General features: G+C 71.6%; 14 protein-coding genes. 5 read left to right on the top strand and 9 right to left on the bottom strand.

The features are described from left to right. Positions 1-114: 114 nt before the first annotated feature. The 4 genes from BLS99_RS02650 to BLS99_RS02640 all read right to left on the bottom strand — a co-directional run bounded on the left by BLS99_RS02650 (position 115) and on the right by BLS99_RS02640 (position 4217). On the bottom strand, positions 115-753 hold the full coding sequence (locus BLS99_RS02650; protein ID WP_091043050.1) for a TetR/AcrR family transcriptional regulator: 639 nt from the start codon (positions 751-753) through the stop codon (positions 115-117). Positions 754-862: 109 nt separating this feature from the next. After that, positions 863-2335 (bottom strand): MFS transporter, encoded by a 1473-nt coding sequence (locus tag BLS99_RS02645; protein ID WP_218126181.1) that lies wholly within the window; start codon positions 2333-2335, stop codon positions 863-865. Between the two features lie 142 nt (positions 2336-2477). Continuing rightward, a complete protein-coding gene (locus tag BLS99_RS25515; RefSeq protein ID WP_125246286.1) occupies positions 2478-2660 on the bottom strand; it encodes a hypothetical protein in 183 nt (60 codons plus the stop codon). Between the two features lie 105 nt (positions 2661-2765). Further along, on the bottom strand, positions 2766-4217 hold the full coding sequence (locus tag BLS99_RS02640; protein WP_176953177.1) for a serine/threonine protein kinase: 1452 nt from the start codon (positions 4215-4217) through the stop codon (positions 2766-2768). A gap of 187 nt (positions 4218-4404) precedes the next feature. Between BLS99_RS02640 and BLS99_RS02635 the strand changes: the two genes are divergently transcribed. The 3 genes from BLS99_RS02635 (at position 4405) to BLS99_RS02625 (ending at position 9106) form a co-directional block, all read left to right on the top strand. Next, positions 4405-5550, top strand: a complete 1146-nt coding sequence (locus BLS99_RS02635) for a citrate synthase/methylcitrate synthase (RefSeq protein WP_091043042.1) — start codon at positions 4405-4407, stop codon at positions 5548-5550. 284 nt (positions 5551-5834) lie between these two features. Next, positions 5835-7892: a phosphate acetyltransferase gene (gene pta, locus BLS99_RS02630; RefSeq protein ID WP_218126180.1), complete on the top strand. Its 2058-nt coding sequence runs from the start codon at positions 5835-5837 to the stop codon at positions 7890-7892. A 29-nt stretch (positions 7893-7921) separates the two neighbouring features. Next, positions 7922-9106 (top strand): acetate/propionate family kinase, encoded by a 1185-nt coding sequence (locus BLS99_RS02625; protein ID WP_091043035.1) that lies wholly within the window; start codon positions 7922-7924, stop codon positions 9104-9106. 196 nt (positions 9107-9302) lie between these two features. On the opposite strand, the gene BLS99_RS02620 is transcribed toward BLS99_RS02625, so the two are convergent. After that, positions 9303-9737, bottom strand: a complete 435-nt coding sequence (locus BLS99_RS02620) for an SsgA family sporulation/cell division regulator (RefSeq protein ID WP_091043033.1) — start codon at positions 9735-9737, stop codon at positions 9303-9305. 406 nt (positions 9738-10143) lie between these two features. Between BLS99_RS02620 and BLS99_RS02615 the strand changes: the two genes are divergently transcribed. Then, positions 10144-10812: an O-methyltransferase gene (locus BLS99_RS02615; RefSeq protein WP_091043030.1), complete on the top strand. Its 669-nt coding sequence runs from the start codon at positions 10144-10146 to the stop codon at positions 10810-10812. A 218-nt stretch (positions 10813-11030) separates the two neighbouring features. Here BLS99_RS02615 and BLS99_RS02610 read toward each other — a convergent pair whose 3' ends face one another. The 3 genes from BLS99_RS02610 to BLS99_RS26000 are packed head-to-tail and all read right to left on the bottom strand — an operon-like array spanning position 11031 to position 13431. After that, a complete protein-coding gene (locus tag BLS99_RS02610; RefSeq protein ID WP_091043029.1) occupies positions 11031-11555 on the bottom strand; it encodes a DUF3618 domain-containing protein in 525 nt (174 codons plus the stop codon). Next, positions 11531-11980: a phage holin family protein gene (locus BLS99_RS02605; protein ID WP_091044767.1), complete on the bottom strand. Its 450-nt coding sequence runs from the start codon at positions 11978-11980 to the stop codon at positions 11531-11533. Before BLS99_RS02605 ends, BLS99_RS02610 begins: the two co-directional genes overlap by 25 nt. Continuing rightward, on the bottom strand, positions 11977-13431 hold the full coding sequence (locus BLS99_RS26000) for a F0F1 ATP synthase subunit B family protein (protein WP_176953176.1): 1455 nt from the start codon (positions 13429-13431) through the stop codon (positions 11977-11979). Before BLS99_RS26000 ends, BLS99_RS02605 begins: the two co-directional genes overlap by 4 nt. A 423-nt stretch (positions 13432-13854) precedes the next feature. On the opposite strand from BLS99_RS26000, the gene BLS99_RS02585 reads away from it, so the two are divergent. Beyond that, positions 13855-15852: a glycosyl hydrolase gene (locus BLS99_RS02585; protein ID WP_218126178.1), complete on the top strand. Its 1998-nt coding sequence runs from the start codon at positions 13855-13857 to the stop codon at positions 15850-15852. Between the two features lie 29 nt (positions 15853-15881). Here the strand turns inward: BLS99_RS02585 and BLS99_RS02580 are convergent, their stop codons facing one another. After that, positions 15882-16679, bottom strand: a complete 798-nt coding sequence (locus BLS99_RS02580; RefSeq protein ID WP_091043012.1) for an SDR family NAD(P)-dependent oxidoreductase — start codon at positions 16677-16679, stop codon at positions 15882-15884. Positions 16680-16683 lie beyond the last annotated feature (4 nt).

Raw genomic sequence — 16683 nt, 5'->3', positions numbered from 1 at the left:
GCAGCGCTTCGCGCTGGTGCGACACCTTGCCAAGGTGCAGGTCGCCGGTTCGATCCCGGTCGTCCGCTCCAGAGTGAAAGGCCCGGCGGTTTCGCCGGGCCTTTCGCGTTCCGTCTACGCGCCCTTGGGGATCCAGCGAGCACCCATCTCCTCGTCGCTCACGGTCGTTCCCGGGAGCGGGGCCGCCCCCGGTGCGCGGAGGGCCTGGAGGTGGAGCTCCAGGGTCCGCAGGCGCACTTCGCGGGTCCGCTCGGCGTCGCCGATGGTGATCGAGCAGACCGACTCGGTGACCATCTGGAGGTCCCCGTTGCCGACGTCCTCGCGGAGCACCCCTGCGTTCTTGAACCGCGCGAGCATCTCCTTGTTCAGCGCGTCCCCGTCCATGGCCGCCTGGAACATGTCGGGGGTCGGCGTGAAGGTCCCCGCCAGGCGCACCGTGATCGAGGGCGTGTCGGCGAGGACCACCGAGCGCATGAAGGTGCGGAACGCCTCCCACGGCTCCGCCTCCGACTCGACCGCCTCCCGCACCAGCTCCATGTACCGGTGGAGCCCGTCGCCCGAGAGCTTGCGGAGCAGGTCCTCCTTGCTCGGGTAGCGCCGGTACAGCGCGCTGATGCCGACCCCGGCGCGCTTGGCGACCTCGGCGATGGGCGCCTCTGGGTCGGCGACGAAGACCTCGTGGGCGGCTTCGAGGATGAGCTTGTCGTTGCGGGCGGCCTGCGCCTTGCGCCCGCTGAGCGGCTTGTCGGTCATGGCACGCATCCTATCCGGAACAGAGCGGTTCATTCTGACTGTGCTTTCTGGTGCTGCGGCCTCGCCGGCCGCGCCCGGAGGCACGGCCGGCGAGGCGGCTCGCGGAGGGTCAGTGGCCGGCCTTCGCCTGCTTCGGCAGGCCGAACGCGACCAGGAAGGCCACCAGCGTGAGGGCCACGGTCAGCCCCGTCACCAGCTGCGCCGCCTGCATCGCCTCGACCGGGCTCCCGCCGATCGCGAACTGCCCGAAGAACACCGTCCCGAGCCCGGCGACCCCGAGCGCCGAGGCGCCCTGCTGGAAGGACTCCAGGAGCCCCGACGCGGAGCCGACCTCGTGGTCCTCCAGCTCGCCGGTGATGATCCCGAACAGCGGCACGAAGATCATGCCCATCCCGATCCCGAAGACCGCGAACGCGGGGGAGAGGGCCCAGGTGCCCGGCGTCGTCTCGGCGCCGAACTGGAACCACACGATCGCCAGGCCGACCGTCATCGTGGCGAGGCCGACGTGCAGCACCCCGCGGCCGAGCTTCGGGGCGAGCGCCGCGCTGGAGCCCGAGCCGACGAACGCGCCGACCGCCCAGGCGGCCATCGCCAGGCTCGCCTGGAGCGGGCCGAAGCCGAGGCCGAGCTGGAGGAACAGGCCGACCGCGAGCGAGAAGCCGGTGACGGCGCCGAAGAAGACCACCACGAACGCGATGCCGGAGGTGTACGAGCGCTTCTTGAAGACGCTCAGCTCGACCAGCGCGGTGCGGCCGGAGCGGGCGCGGCGGGCCTGGGTCCAGGCGAACAGGGCCAGGACCGGGACGGAGGCGATCAGCATCGCGACCGACCAGGCCGGCCAGCCGAGCTCGCGGCCCTCGACCAGCGGCACGAGCAGCAGGCACATGCCCGCGGCGGCCAGGAGCGCGCCGCCGAGGTCGAGCTTCAGGCCCTTGACGGCGGGGGCGCCGGCCGGGAGGATCTTCGCGCCGAGGACGATCGCGGCGGCGCCGAGCGGCAGGTTGATGAGGAAGATCGAGCGCCAGCCCGTCCCGAGCAGGTCGGCGTCGACCAGGAGGCCGGCGACGACCGGTCCGGCGATCGTGGCGAGCCCGATGGCGGGGCCGAACAGCGCGTACGCCTTGCCCATGTCGCGGCCGAACATGTCGCGGATCAGGCCGAAGCACTGCGGCACCATGACCGCGGCGAAGATCCCCTGCACGACGCGGGCGGCGAGCAGGACCTCGATGGTCCCGGCGGCGCCGCAGGCGAGCGAGGCGGCGAGGAACCCGACCAGGCCGAGCATGAGGACCTTCTTGCGGCCGAACATGTCCCCGAGCCGGCCGCCGGTCAGCAGGCCGATCGCGAGGGCGAGGGTGTAGCCGGCCGAGAGCCACTGGAGGGTCGCGGCGGTGCCGCCGAGCTCGGACCGGATCGCCGGGGCGGCGACGTTGACGATCGAGGCGTCGAGGAGGTTGAGGAGGGTCGCGGAGAGGATCGCGATGAGGCCCAGCCAGCGGTGCGGGAAGGTCCGCGGCTCGGCCGCTCGGGGAGTGTCGTCGACCTTCGCGTCGTCGGCGGGGGTCTCGAGGATGACGGTCACGGTAGCCTCCGGGCTGATCCGAATTCAGTGGAACGGAACGTTTGATTCCACTATAGCAGACCGGAACGATCTGTTCCAATAGGCGGGCCGAAAAAATCCCGCAGCACGGCCCCGAGGCCGTCGAGCTGCGGGAATACGGGTTCTAGGCTTCCTGCCCGGCGTTCAGGTAGCCGAAGATGATGATCATCGCGACCGCGACGATCACCAGCCACAGGGTCGCCTTGCGGAACTTGTGGCGGGCGCCGGGGGAGAACCACATGACCGCCGCGATGATGAGCAGGACCCCGACGACCACGCCGGGGGCGGCGCCCAGATTATCTTCCATCTTCAGACCAATCGCTTCAGCAGGTGACCGTGCAGGGACTGTTGTACCGGTCGCCCGTTCCATCATCCAGACCGGGGCCCGGGCGGTCAACCCGCACCGTCCCTTTCACCACTCGCATGTGGTGCCCTCGGCATTGCGGCTGTGGTACGAGAGCGTCACCTGGTCCGCGTAGTCCACCGTGGAACCCGCGGACGGGAACTGCTGCACGACCGCGCAGTGCGCCGGCTCGGGGGAGATCATGTAGTAGCCCACGTCGGGGACCACGTTGGAGAACCCCTCGCCCTCCAGGTAGTCGCGGGCCTCGAACGTCGTCATCCCGGTCACCCGCGGCAGCTCGGTGGTCCCACTCTTGGGCTCGTCGGGCTGCTCCTGCTCCTCCTCGCCGCCATGGGTCTCCTCGGCGTCCCCTTCGGACCCGCCGCCTTCGCTGCCGCCCTCCGCGGCCGACTCGGACTCCTCGGCCGCGGGCGACTCGGTCTCGAACGCCGACGCGGAAGGACTGCCCGTCCCGGTCGCGGTCGGCTCGCCCGCCGCCTCGTCGGCGTCGGCCAAGGAGGACTCCTCACCCGCGCCCGGGCCCAGCGGGCCGTCCCCAGTCCACGGGCTCCAGACCACCACCCCGAGCACCGCCGCCGCGAGCACGGTCGCGATCGTCAAGAGCGCCAGGCGCTTCCGGCTCCGCGGCCGCTCGCCGTCCGGCACCGCCGCAGGAGCGGCGGGAGCCGGAGGCGGCACCGCGATCTCGCCCGTGGCCGCCAGCCGGCACGCCTCCGCCAGCACCTCGCCCGACTCCCAGCGCTCGGCCGGGTCCTTGCGCAGCGACCGGGACACCACCGACGCGACCGGTGGCGGCACCGTCTCCGGCAGCGGAGGCGGCTCCTCGTACAGGTGGCTGTGGATGACCGCCATGGGGTCCTGCGCGGGGAACGGCGGCGCGCCCGTCAGGCACTCGTACGCGACCGCGCCGAGCGAGTACAGGTCCGAGCTGCCGGTCACGTCCTGGTTCCGCAGGCGCTCGGGCGACACGTACGGGACGGTCCCCAGCACCTCCTTGCTGTCGGTCAGCCGCGAGCGGTCCACCAGCAGCGAGATCCCGAAGTCCACCACCCGGACCCGGTCGTCGGCGTCGATGAGGAGGTTCGCGGGCTTGACGTCGCGGTGCACGATCCCGCGGCGGTGCGCCGCGCCGAGCGCGTCGGCGGCCTCGGCGACGATCCGCATCGCGCGGTCCGCGTCCAGGCGCTCCTCGCGCGCGAGGAGCCGCGCCAGCGAGACGCCCTCGACCAGCTCCATCACCAGGTAGTGCACGGTGCGGTCGCCGTCGAGCTCCTCGCCGAAGTCGTAGACCTCCACGTAGTTCGGGCCCTTGAGGCTCGCGAGGGTCTTCGCCTCGCGCTCGAAGCGCTCGCCGGCGCCGTCGAGGCCGGGCAGGAGGACCTTCACGGCCACGTCGCGGTCCAGGCGCTCGTCCCGCGCGCGCCAGACCGCGCCCATGGCGCCGGAGTCGATGGGCCGGTCCAGCCGGTAGCGGCCGGAGAGGAGGGTCCCGGAATCCACGTGCAAACCTCGTTCGGAGCGTCCTGCGAACGCCCCCGAGCCGGATACGGAGCCGAGGGCCGCTCTAGAAACCTGTTCCGCACCAGTCTGACCGGGCCGCGCCCGCGGCGGGTCCCCGGGTCGGCGTTCGGGCCTATCCGTCACGAAATCCCGTAGGCTGACAGCGAACCGAGCGGAGGAGGACCCAATGCCCGAATTCATCGAAGTCCCCAAGGGCCTCGACCGCGTCATCGTCGCCGACACGGAGATCGGCGACGTCCGCGGCGAGGAGGGCTTCTACCACTACCGGCAGTACAACGCCGTCGAACTCGCCCAGCACTGCTCCTTCGAGCAGGTCTGGTACCTCATGACCCACGCCGAGCTGCCCACCCGCGCGCAGCTCGACGCCTTCAAGGCCCAGGTGGCCCCCTACCGCACCCTCACCCCGCAGCTGCGCGAGCTGCTGCCGCACCTGGCCGCGGCCTCCCCGCTGGACGGCCTGCGCACCGCGCTGTCGGCCGCGTGCGCCGCCCGGCCCATGCGGCCCGTCCTCGACATCGACGAGGCCGCTCGCGCCGACGACGCCCTGTTCGCGTGCGCCGTCACGCCCGCGATCCTCACCGCCATGTGGCGCCTCCAGCAGGGCCAGGAACCGCTCGATCCGCGAGAAGACCTCGGCTACGCGGCGAACTACCTGTACATGATGACCGGCGAGGTGCCCTCGGCCGAGGCCGCGAGGGCGGTGGAGCACTACCTGATCCTCACGATCGACCACGGGTTCAACGCCTCCACGTTCACCGCCCGCGTCATCGCCTCCACCGGCGCCGACCTCGGCGCGGCCCTCGTCGGCGCCGTGGGCGCCCTCTCGGGCCCGCTCCACGGCGGCGCGCCCGCCCGGGCCCTCGACGCGCTCGACGCGATCGGCGGCCCCGACAACATCGACGCGTGGATCCGCGGCGAGCTGGAGGCCGGGCGCCGCATCATGGGCTTCGGGCACGCCGTCTACAAGACCGACGACCCGCGCTCGATCCACCTGCGCTCGGTCGCCGACGAGTTCGGCGGCGGCATCGTGGACTTCGCCAAGACCGTGGAGCGCCGCGTGGTCGAGATCCTCGCCGAGGTCAAGCCCGGCCGCAAGCTCTACACGAACGTCGAGTTCTACGCGGGCGTGGTGATGGAGCTGGCGGGCGTGCCGCGCCCGATGTTCACGCCGACGTTCACGACCAGCCGCGTGGTCGGCTGGAGCGCGAACATCCTCGAACAGGCCCGCGACTCCAAGATCATCCGCCCGCGGGCCAAGTACGTGGGCACCCCGCCGCCCGTCCCGGTCCCCGAAGGCGGCTTCGCCGAATGAGACCGGCCGGAGGGCCCGCCTGCGGCGGGCCCTCCGGTACGACGCCCCGTTGCTGCGAGCGCGCCTCGCGCCCGGTCACACCTTCGTGTGACACGGCCGCGGAGCGGGCCGGTTTCTGTCGGACCCCGGTGCGAGGCTGGGACCTTATTCTTCCCCGGGAGGGTGGGGGTTCGGGATGGAGGACCCGCCCGCCCACCCCCCGCTCGCGATCCCGCCGAAGCTCACAGGTGAGCCCGGGCGCAGATCGCCTGCGGGGCTCGCACGGGGTGGATAGCGTTGGAGCCGTGGCTCAAAGTCTCTACCTCGCCAGCCTGGACCCCGGCAGCGGCAAATCGACGGTGGCGGTCGGCGTCATGGACCTGCTCACCAGGCGCGCCGGGTCCGTCGCCGTCTACCGCCCCATCGTCCGCGACGACCATACGGACGCCGGCGACCCGATCATCACCCTCCTCCGCGACCAGTACCGCCTCCCCGCGTCCTACGCCGCCTCCGTCGGCGTGACCTATTCGGACGTCCGCGCCGACGCGGACGCCGCGCTCACCGAGATCGTCGAGCGCTACCACGAACTCGCCGACAAGCACGAGGTCGTCCTCGTCGTCGGCTCCGACTTCTCCGACGTCTCGTCCCCGGTCGAGTTCGCCTACAACACCCGCGTGGCGGTCAACCTCGCCGCGCCGATGCTCCTCATCGTCACCGGCCACCGCAAGAGCCCGGCCGACATCGCCGCCGCGCTCCGCTTCGGCACCGCCCAGGCCGAGGCCGACCACGCGACGGTCCTCGGCACCGTCGTCAACCGCGTCGACGCCGCGGACGCCGGCCTCGTCCAGGACGCCCACCCGGGCACCGGCGTCGTCGTCGAGGACCCCGAGCTCATCGCCCCCACGGTCGGCGAGCTCATCGAGGCCGCCGACGCGACCCTCATCTCCGGGGACCCCGACGTCTTCACCCGCACCGTCGGCGACGTCGTCGTGGCGGCCATGACCCTCCCCAACCTCCTCACGCGCCTCGCCGACGGCAAGGCCGTGATCCTCCCCGGCGACCGCTCCGAGGTCCTCCTCGGCCTCATCGCCGCCCACCTCGCCGAAGGCACCCCGAGCCTGTCCGCGGTCTTCCTCACCGGCGGCATCCGGCCCGAGCCCCAGATCCTCGACATCGTCGCCGGCCTCGACTCCCGCCTGCCGATCGCGCTCGTCCAGCACGACACGTTCGACATGGCCAACCTCGTCGGCGACGTCACCGGCAACCTCGCCGCGGGCGGCCAGCGCAAGATCACCCGCGCCCTAGAGGACTTCGCCCAGGGCGTCGACGGCGACGACCTGCTCGACCGCCTCGCGCTCTCCAAGCCCGCCGTGGTCACGCCGATCATGTTCGAGCACTCGATGCTCGGGCGCGCGAAGGCCCTCGACAAGCACATCGTCCTGCCCGAGGGCGCCGAGCCGCGCATCCTCAAGGCCGCCGAGATCCTCATGCGCCGCGACGTGGCCCGCCTGACGCTCCTGGGCGTCGAGGCCGAGATCCGCTCGCAGGCGGCCCAACTGGGCGTCGACATCTCCGGGGCCGCGATCCTCAACCCCGGCGACCACGAGATCCGCGAGCGCTTCGCGAAGGAGTACGCGCGGCTGCGCGCCCACAAGGGCGTCACGGTCGAGGCTGCGTACGACCAGGTCGCCGACGTCTCGTACTTCGGCACGATGATGGTCCACACCGGGATGGCCGACGGGATGGTCTCCGGCGCGGTCCACACCACCGCGCACACCATCCGGCCCTCCTTCGAGATCATCAAGACCAAGCCCGAGGTCGCGGTGGTCTCCTCGGTGTTCTTCATGTGCCTGGAGGACCGGGTGCTCGTCTACGGCGACTGCGCCGTGAACCCGAACCCCGATGCCGGGCAACTGGCCGACATCGCGCTATCCTCGGCAGGCACCGCCGCCGAGTTCGGCGTGGAACCGCGGGTGGCGATGCTCTCCTACTCGACCGGCACCTCCGGACACGGCGAGGCCGTGGACAAGGTCCGGGCGGCGACCGAGATCGTCCGATCCCGCAGACCCGACCTCCCGGTGGAGGGACCGATCCAGTACGACGCCGCCGCCGACGCCGGCGTCGCCGGCACGAAGCTCCCGGACTCGCAGGTCGCCGGGAAGGCCACGGTCTTCATCGTGCCCGACCTGAACACCGGCAACAACCTGTACAAGGCCGTGCAGCGCTCGGCGAACGCGGTCGCGGTCGGCCCGGTCCTGCAGGGGCTGCGCAAACCGGTCAACGACCTGTCGCGCGGCGCCACGGTGCCGGACATCGTCAACACGGTCGCGCTCACCGCGATCCAAGCGAGCCAGACCGCCTGAGCGGGCGGGCGCTCTAGAGGGGAAGTGCCATGAGCGCACCGGTCCTGGTGATCAACTCCGGTTCCTCGTCGATCAAGTACCAGCTGGTCGACGGCGAGACCATGGAGGCGTCGGCCACGGGGCTCATCGAGCGCATCGGACTGTCCGATTCGGTCCTCACCCACCGGCACGCGGGGGAGAAGGCCGTGCGGGAGGACCGCTTCGCCGACTACGGCGAGGGCCTGGAGGCCATGGTCGCGGCCTTCGAGGAGCACGGGACGCCGCTGGCGGACGCCGGGCTCATCGCGGTCGCGCACCGGGTCGTCCACGGCGGCGAGCGGTTCGTGCAGCCGGTCGTCGTCGACGACGAGGTGGAGCGCGCGATCGACGGGCTGTCGGCGCTCGCGCCGCTGCACAACCCGGCGAACCTGGAGGGCATCCGGACCGCGCGCAAGCTCTTCCCGAAGCTGCCGCAGGTGGCCGTGTTCGACACCGCGTTCCACGCGACGGTGCCCGAGCGCGCCCACCTGTACGCGGTGCCGAGCGAGTGGCGCGAGGAGCACGGGGTGCGGCGGTACGGCTTCCACGGGACCTCCCACGCCTACGTCTCCCGGCGGGCCGCCGAGCTGCTCGGCAAGAGCCCCAAGGAGGTCAACGTGATCGTCGCGCACCTCGGCAACGGCGCGTCGGTGACGGCCGTCGAGCGGGGCCGCTCGATCGACACCTCCATGGGCCTGACGCCGCTCGAAGGGCTCGTCATGGGGACCCGCTCGGGCGACATCGACCCGGCGATCGTCTTCCACATGCACCGTCAGACGGGCGCGAGCTTCGCGGACCTCGACGCGGCCCTGAACAAGCGGTCGGGGATGCTCGCGCTGAGCGGGCACGGGGACAACCGGGAGATCGAGAAGGCCGCGGCGGCCGGGGACCGGGCGGCGCAGGTCGCCCTGGAGATCTACTGCTACCGCATCCGCAAGTACATCGGCTCGTACATCGCCGCGCTGGGCGGGGCGGACGCGATCGCGTTCACGGCCGGGATCGGCGAGAACAGCGCCGAGGTGCGGGCGCGGGCGCTGTCCTCGCTCGTGGCGCTCGGCGTGGACCTCGACGAGGCAGCGAACGCGGCGGGCGGGCCGGTCATCTCGACGCCGCAGTCGCCGATCACGGTGATGGTCATTCCGACCAACGAAGAAGGAGAGATCGCCTCGCAGACGGCGGCGCTGCTGCGGAGCTGACCGGATATCACGGGAGTGTCCGGGTGAATCGGGCACATGATGGGCCCCCGGTTCCAACCCTGACATAGGGGTGCGACGTTTCGCGGCGGATGGTCGGTTTCGGACGGGTCGTTCCGGGCAGTCCTGCCGGCAAGTGCCGCTGACACGCGAAGGGCGGACCGGATGCCCGGTCCGCCCTTCGGCACTGTCCCAGCGGCTACACGCCGCCGGCCAGGAGCTTCGTCAGGGTCGTGTCCATGTCCACATAGCCCGATTCGCGACCGCGGGGGACCAGGCTGTACGCCCGGCGGAGGAAGCGCTGCACGACGCCGCGGTTGATCTCGAACAAGGCGTTCCCGTCGGGCGAGGAGAGCGCCAGGGCCACCGACTCGCCTCGCGGGGTCGTCCAGGGCCAGACGCGCACGTCGCCGATCCCCGTGGGCTCCTCGAGTCCTTTTGCGAGCAGTTCCCGGGAGAAGGACCAGGCCACCTGGTCGGCGTCCGTCCCGTCCGGATGGAACATCACGCAGACCGCGTAAGGGTCGTCCGGGTCGTATCGCAGACTCGCGCGCACACTCACCGTCGCGAAATCGGGCGCGACGAGCCGCATGGTGGTCCCGATATCGACTGTCGCCGATCGTGCCATGCTCATAGCGTTACCCCCCAGTGTGCGACCGGCTCCCCCGAAGCCGGCCGTCGTTCAAGTCCGCGGCTGCACCGGATCAGATCACCGGTTCCGCGGCCGCGAACAAGTAGTGACTCAGGTCTATCATTCAAGCCGTTGCACCGTACGACGATCGGCAAGACCGACCCCGGCGCGTTCAGCTGATTCAGGGGCAAAATCCGACAAAAGACCACCCTTAATCTTCCGTCAATGTCGTAATTACAACAACAGGCTTCACCCATTCGCGGTACCATTCCCGGCCCTCCAGGCGTGGGCACCGGAAAGCGTGATCGAACCTTTAGTCGGTAAGGTCCGAATTTAACGGAGCGAGTCCTGTGGGACGGCGGTGATAGCGTTTCATCGACGTTCTCGGACCCGTCGGAAGGGGCGAACAATGGGCCAGGGGCAATGGACCGAAGTCGACGCGTTCCTCGGATCGCTGCTCGTCGGTGAGGACGAGGCGCTCGCCGACGCCACGGACGCGGCCCGCCGCGCCGGGCTGCCGCCGATCTCCGTCTCGCCCGCGCAGGGCAAGCTCCTCTACCTCCTCGCGAAGACCCTCGGCGCCAAGCGCATCCTCGAAGTGGGGACGCTCGGCGGCTACAGCGCGATCTGGATGGCGCGGGCACTGCCCGCCGACGGCCACCTCGTCAGCCTGGAGTACAGCCCGAGGCACGCCGAGGTCGCCAGCGGCAACATCGCGCGCGCCGGCCTGGTCGGGACCGTGGAGATCCGCGTCGGCGCCGCCGCCGACACCCTCCCGAAGCTCGCCGAGGAGGACGCCGGGCCCTTCGACATGGTGTTCATCGACGCCGACAAGGGCGGCTACCCCGGCTACCTCGACTGGGCGCTCAAGCTGACCCGGCCCGGCAGCCTCATCATCGCCGACAACGTCGTGCGCGGCGGCGCCGTCGCCGACGGGCTCAGCCGCGACCCGAACGTGCAGGGCGTGCGGTCCTACCTGGAGAAGGTCGCCGCGAACCCGAAGCTGGAGGGCACCGTGATGCAGACCGTCGGCGTCAAGGGCTACGACGGGCTCTCGATCGCGCGCGTCCTGGAGTAGGCGGGACGGGCAAGGCCACCGCGCGGGTGCGACGCCGTTCGGTGGAGACCCGCACGGCCTCGGCCCCGACGCGACCGCTCGCGCTGACTTACACGCACAACGACACCGGCTCCCGGTCGGACCCGTTGCATGGCAATGGGTTTGGACCGGGAGCCGGTGCCGTGTCCTGCGGCCGGGCGCGGTCGGGAACGCGCCGGACCGCAGTGTCTCTGCGGCCCTTAGCCTTCGTGCGTGCGCTTGACGTCGTGCGCCGCGCGCTGGGACTCGTCCTTCACGGTCTCGCCCGAGGACTGCGCCTCGGCCTTGACGTGCTCGACCGACTCCTTCGCGCGCTCGCCCAGGTGCTGCGAGGACTCCTTCGCGGTGGCGCCGACGTGCGATCCGATCGCGGCGCCGGCCTCCTTCACGCGGTCCACCGCGGGCCCGGCGTGCTCGGAGAGCGCTTCGGCGGCCTCACGCGAGGTGCGGTCCGCGGGCAGGAGCGAGGCCGCGAGCGCGCCGATGCCGAACGCGATGAGCCCGGCGGCCAGCGGGCTGCCCTCGATCCGGTCCCCGACGCGTTCCGGCCCGACGGTCCCCATCACCTTCTCGCGCACGGTGTGCACGCGGCGCTGCACGTTCTCCTTCTTGCGCTGGACGATCCGCTTAGGGTTCACCCGGTCGTTGATCTCGTCGATCGTCTCCCCGAGGTCCTCCCTCGTGCTGGCGATCTCCTGCCTCAGCTCATCCGCTCGCGAGCCCATTCGACATCCTCCTTCAACGTCTCACCGGTCTGCCGCGGAACCGGCGAGACCTCTCGGAACTGCTTGCGGCCCACGGCGAACAGTCCGCCGGCCACGGCCGCGGCGATCACCGCGACCACGAGGAACGCCCACCCGGCCGGCATGACCTCGGCGAGGCCCCACGCCAGCGCGAACGCGGCCAGCAGGAACGCCAGGTTGCCCATCAGCGCGGCGGCGCCCAGCTTCGCGCCCGCCTTCGACGCCTTGACCGCCTCTTCGCGCACTTCCAGCTTCGCGAGCTCGACCTCCTTGCGGATCAGCTCGCTGACGTCGCGGGCGACCTCGCTCAGCAGCCCGCCGAGCGACTGGTCCTCGGGCCGTTCGGGGTCGTGCCCCTCGGGGCGGTGCCCCTCCGGGTCGGTCTCCAAGCGCTGCTCATCGGTCATCGCCACGTCTCCTCCTCGGTGCGGGCGGCGGGTCCGTCGACCGGCGCCCGGTACGGGGCCGGGTCGGCGATCGGTTCATCGACAGGCGCCCCGTACGGGGTCGAGTCCGCGGCGGGGCCGTCGACCGGGGTGCCGGGGTCGTCCGCGCTGTCGCGGTGCTCGTCGTGCGCGGCCTTGCCGCCGCGCAGCAGCCGTCCGGCGGCGAAGCCGGCGACGACCGCGCCCGCCAGGAACAGCGCGGGACGCTGGCGCGCGAAGCGCCTGGTGTCGTCGAGGACTCCGTCGAGTCCGCCGTCGCGCACGCGTTCGGCGGCGCGGCGCAGTTCGTCGGCGGCGGCCCCGGCATAAGCCGCGAGCGGGCCGGCCTCCTCGGTGCGGCCGTCGGCGAGCGCGCCGAGCTGGTCGCCGAAGCGGCGCATCGACTCGGTCACCCGCTCGGTCTGCGCCTCGGCCTGCTCGCGCAGCTGCGCCCTCGCGTCGTCGGCGATGTGGCGGGCCTCGGCCCTGGCCTCCTCGGCCAGGTGCAGGCCCTCCTCCCGCGCGGTGCGGGCGACGTGCTTGACCTCGTCGGCGGCGGTGTGCGCCACGTCCGCCCCGCGCTCGCGCGCAACGGTCGCCGTGTCGTCGGCACCGGGCTCGCGGGTGGCGGGTTCCGGCTCGCGGCCGACGGGTTCGGGGACGACCACGGGCTCGGGCCGGTAGTCGACCGGTTCGGGGTCGATCGCGGGCGCGGGTTCAGGCCGGTCATCGACCTGCTCCCGGTTGCGGACGGTGTCCTGCTCGCGGAGTTCGGGGTCGATCACCTCGCGGTCGGTCGGCGCGTGGTCGACCGGCTCGCGTCCTGCCTCGGACGTGGAGGTGACCGGTTCGGGCGCAACGGGTTCGCGTTCCTCCGTGGTGCCCTGGTCGTCAGGGGTTCGGTCGACGGGGGCGCGGTCGTGGGTGGTGCCGCCGTTGGCGGCATAGTCGAAGGGGGCGCGGTCGAAAGTGGCGCGGTCGTCATCGCCGCCGCGCGGGTCGGGGTCGATCACCTCGCGCTCGACAGGTTCGCGCAGGGGCTCGTAACTCACCTGCTCGCGCCCGGCTGCGGGGTCGAGTCCGGGTTCGGGGTCGTACCGGTGCGGTTCGGGGCTGACCGGCTGGGGCGCAGCGGTTTCGCGCTCGGCGTCGGAGCGGTACACGCCTGGATCGGCGCCGTACTGCTGCTGGACCCGCTCCTGATCGACCGCGGGTGCGCGGTCGGTGCCGGGGTCGCGGTCGTCCGGTCGGGGGTTCGCGGCCGGTGCGCGCCCGACCGCGTGATCGCGGTCCGCCGGCACGTACACGTCGGGTTCGTAGTCCGCCGCTCCGCGGTCCGCGTCCCACCGGTCCCGGTCGGCCTTCGCAGGGGGCGTTACGGTTTCGGACTCGGGAACGGGCCGAGCGGCGTCGCGCCGTTCTGCATCGCTCATGTCTTCCTCCTCTGCCCGTCCTGAGGACGGGTCGTCGACGGGCGGTTTCGCCGTCACAGGAGTGCTACCCGCATCGAGGGACGTCCATTCACGATCCCGCGTGGACGGTCCCGGTCCCACCTCCCGGCGCGACCGTGAACAGTGGATCCGCCCGCAAACCGTGAACCTCGACTCCCGCGCCCGACCGCGCTTCCCCCGCGCTCCGAGCGCCGTGCCACGCCACGACGGCCCGTCCGACCGCAGTCGCCATCCCGAACCGATTCAGCGCCAGCGCATCGCGCCATCGACAGCACACCGCTCATTGACATCGAGATATGCCAATGTCTATGATGAAGTTCGCTTAACCGATTCAGTGCCTGTTTTGTCCGTTGAACCATGTCCAGTCCCTCCTGCGAGGGCTCAGCGTGTCAAAGGAGACGCAAGTTGCCTCACTCCTCCCCCCGTGCGCCGCGGCGCACGGTCATCGCCATGGGCGCCGCCGCGGCGGCCGCGGCCGGCCTCCCGGCGGTCCCGGCATCCGCCGCGGGCCGTCCCCCCTCGGTCGACCTCGTCGACGACAAGGCCACCCGCGAGACCCGCGCCCTGTTCCACTACCTGCGCGAGACGCAGGGCCGAGGGATCATGTTCGGCCACGAGCACTCCCTCTCCGACGGCTTCACCTTCACCCAGATGGACGGCCACGCCTCCGACGTGGAGGCCACCACCGGCGACTACCCGGCCGTGTTCGGCTGGGACACCCTCATCCTCAACGGCTTCCAGAAGCCCGGCGTCCACGGCGGCACCGTCGCGGAGAACATCGCGGCGCTCTCGTACGCGTTCAAGGAGAGCGACGCCCGCGGCGGGATCAACATCCTGTCCGCCCACATGTACAACTTCGTGACCGGCGGCGACTTCTGGGACGTCAACGGCCGCGTGGTCAGCCAGATCCTCCCCGGCGGCGCCAAGCACGCCGACTTCAACGAGTTCCTCGACCGCATCGCCGCGGGCGTCAAGGGCGCCAAGCGCGCCGACGGCACCCTCATCCCGGTGATCTTCCGGCCCTTCCACGAGAACACCGGCGGCTGGTTCTGGTGGGGCGCCGGGCACACCACCTCCGCGGAGTTCATCGAGGTCTTCCGCTACACCGTCGAGTACCTGCGCGACACCAAGTGCGTGCGCAACCTCCTGTACTCGTACTCCCCGAACTCCGCGTTCGGCGGCGACCCGACCAACTACATGAAGACCTACCCGGGCGACGAGTTCGTCGACATGCTCGGCTACGACGCCTACGACAACTCGGCCGGCTCCGCGGAATGGCTCGCCGCCACCGTCACCGACCTCGCGATGGTCGTCGGCCTCGCCGAGGAGCGCGGCAAGATCCCCGCGTTCACCGAGTTCGGCGAGTCCGGAGAGGAGGGACGCGACCTCACCTGGTTCACCGACCTCCTCGGCGCCCTCAAGGCCGACCCCGCGGCGAGCCGCGTCTCCCACATGCTCACCTGGGCGAACTTCGGCGGCACCAACCGCGCCTACGTCCCGCCCCCCGGGCACGCCCTGGAACCGGACTTCGTCGCCTACCACCAGGACCCGTTCTCCCTGTTCGCCTCCGACCTGGACGGCGTGTACGACGCCCGCACCTCCGCGGTCCCGAACGCGCCGTTCCTCCACCTCGCCACCCCCACCGACCGGCAGCGCATCACCGCCGCCCAGACCACGATCCGCGTCCGGCTCACCGCCGGGACCTCCCGCAAGGTCACCTACGCGATCGCGGGCGGCGCCCCCGTCACGCTCCGCCTCGACAGCGCCGGGTACCACTCCGGGACCTGGAGCATCGACCCGTCCTGGCTCGACAACCGCAAGGTCACCGTCACCGTCAGCGCCAAGGTCAACGGCACGACCCACACCGACAGCGCCGACGTGCTCCTCGGCGAGGTCGTGCCCCTCCCGGCCGGGTGGGTCGACGACTTCGAGTCCTACGCCGGGGACGACCCGTCGCTGAGCGAGGCGTACAGCCACGTCAACGGCAACACCACCGCCCACTCGACCGAGCACAGGAGCGGCGGGAACTACGGGCTCGCCTACTCCTACGACTTCACCAGTGCCGGGTACACCGGCATCGGGAAGTCCGTGGGCGCCGACTGGACCGCCTTCAGCGACTTCAAGACCTGGATGCAGGGCGACGGCTCCACCAACGGCGCCACCTTCCAGATCGTCGCCAAGGGCGCGTACTTCGAGTACAACGTCGGGCTCGGCGACACCGCGGCCCGGGAGGTCACCGCGCCGTTCGCGGACTTCCGGCCCGCGCCGTGGGACACCGGGCACGCCGACGAGCTCCTCGACGCCGAGCACCTGGCCGAGGTCTCCGCGTTCTACCTGTACCTCGGGTACGGCGGGGCGCAGGCCACCGGCACGGTGTACTTCGACGACATCCGCGCCGAATAGCCGCGAGGGCCCCGCCCCCGGACGGGGCCCTACCGGAGTTGATAATCCGCGAAGCGCTTGAGCACCAGGCCCACCAGGCGCGCCATGAGCTTGCGCGGGCCCCGCGGCAGCAGGTGCGCCTGGGGACGGTTCTTCAGGTCCGGGACCACGTACCCCCGGTCGCGGTCCAGCGCCCGCAGCGACTGGCGCACGATCTTCTCCGGGTCGGCCAGGAGCCACCCGAGGCGGCCCCGGTCGTACTTGATGCCGTTCGCGATCGGGAAGCCCGTGTCCACCGGGCCCGGGCACACCGCGAGGACCTTCACGCCGGTCCCGCGCGTCTCGACCCACAGGCCGAGGCTGTAGTTGACGACGAACGCCTTCGTGGCCGCGTACAGCGCCATGTACGGCTGCGCCTGGAAGCCCGCCATCGACGCGACGTTCACCACCGCGCCGCTCCCGCGCGCGCACATCGCGGGCAGGAACCGCTTGACCAGGCCGGTCACGGCCACCACGTTCACCATCGCCGTGTCCCGCGCGTACTCGGCACCGATCGAGACGTCGCGCCCGAACGTGCCGATCCCGGCGTTGTTCACCAGGAGCTCGACCACGACCCCGGCCGCGTCGACGGCCTCGCCGACCCGCTCGGCCGCGTCCGGCACCGCCAGGTCCTGCACGATCACCAGCGCCTCGACCCCGTGGCGCTCCCGCAGCTCCGCGGCGAGCGCTTCGAGCCGGTCGCCCGAGCGGGCCACGAGCGCCACGTCCATGCCCCGCGCGGCGAGCCGCCGGGCGAAGGCCGCGCCGATCCCCGACGACGCACCCGTGACGAGCGCCCACGATCCCATCGAC

It is taken from the genome of Glycomyces sambucus, assembly GCF_900102815.1.
GTDB lineage: Bacteria > Actinomycetota > Actinomycetes > Mycobacteriales > Micromonosporaceae > Glycomyces > Glycomyces sambucus.
The sequence above is the reverse complement of the archived record's forward strand: the minus strand, read 5'-3'. Positions and strand labels throughout refer to the sequence as shown.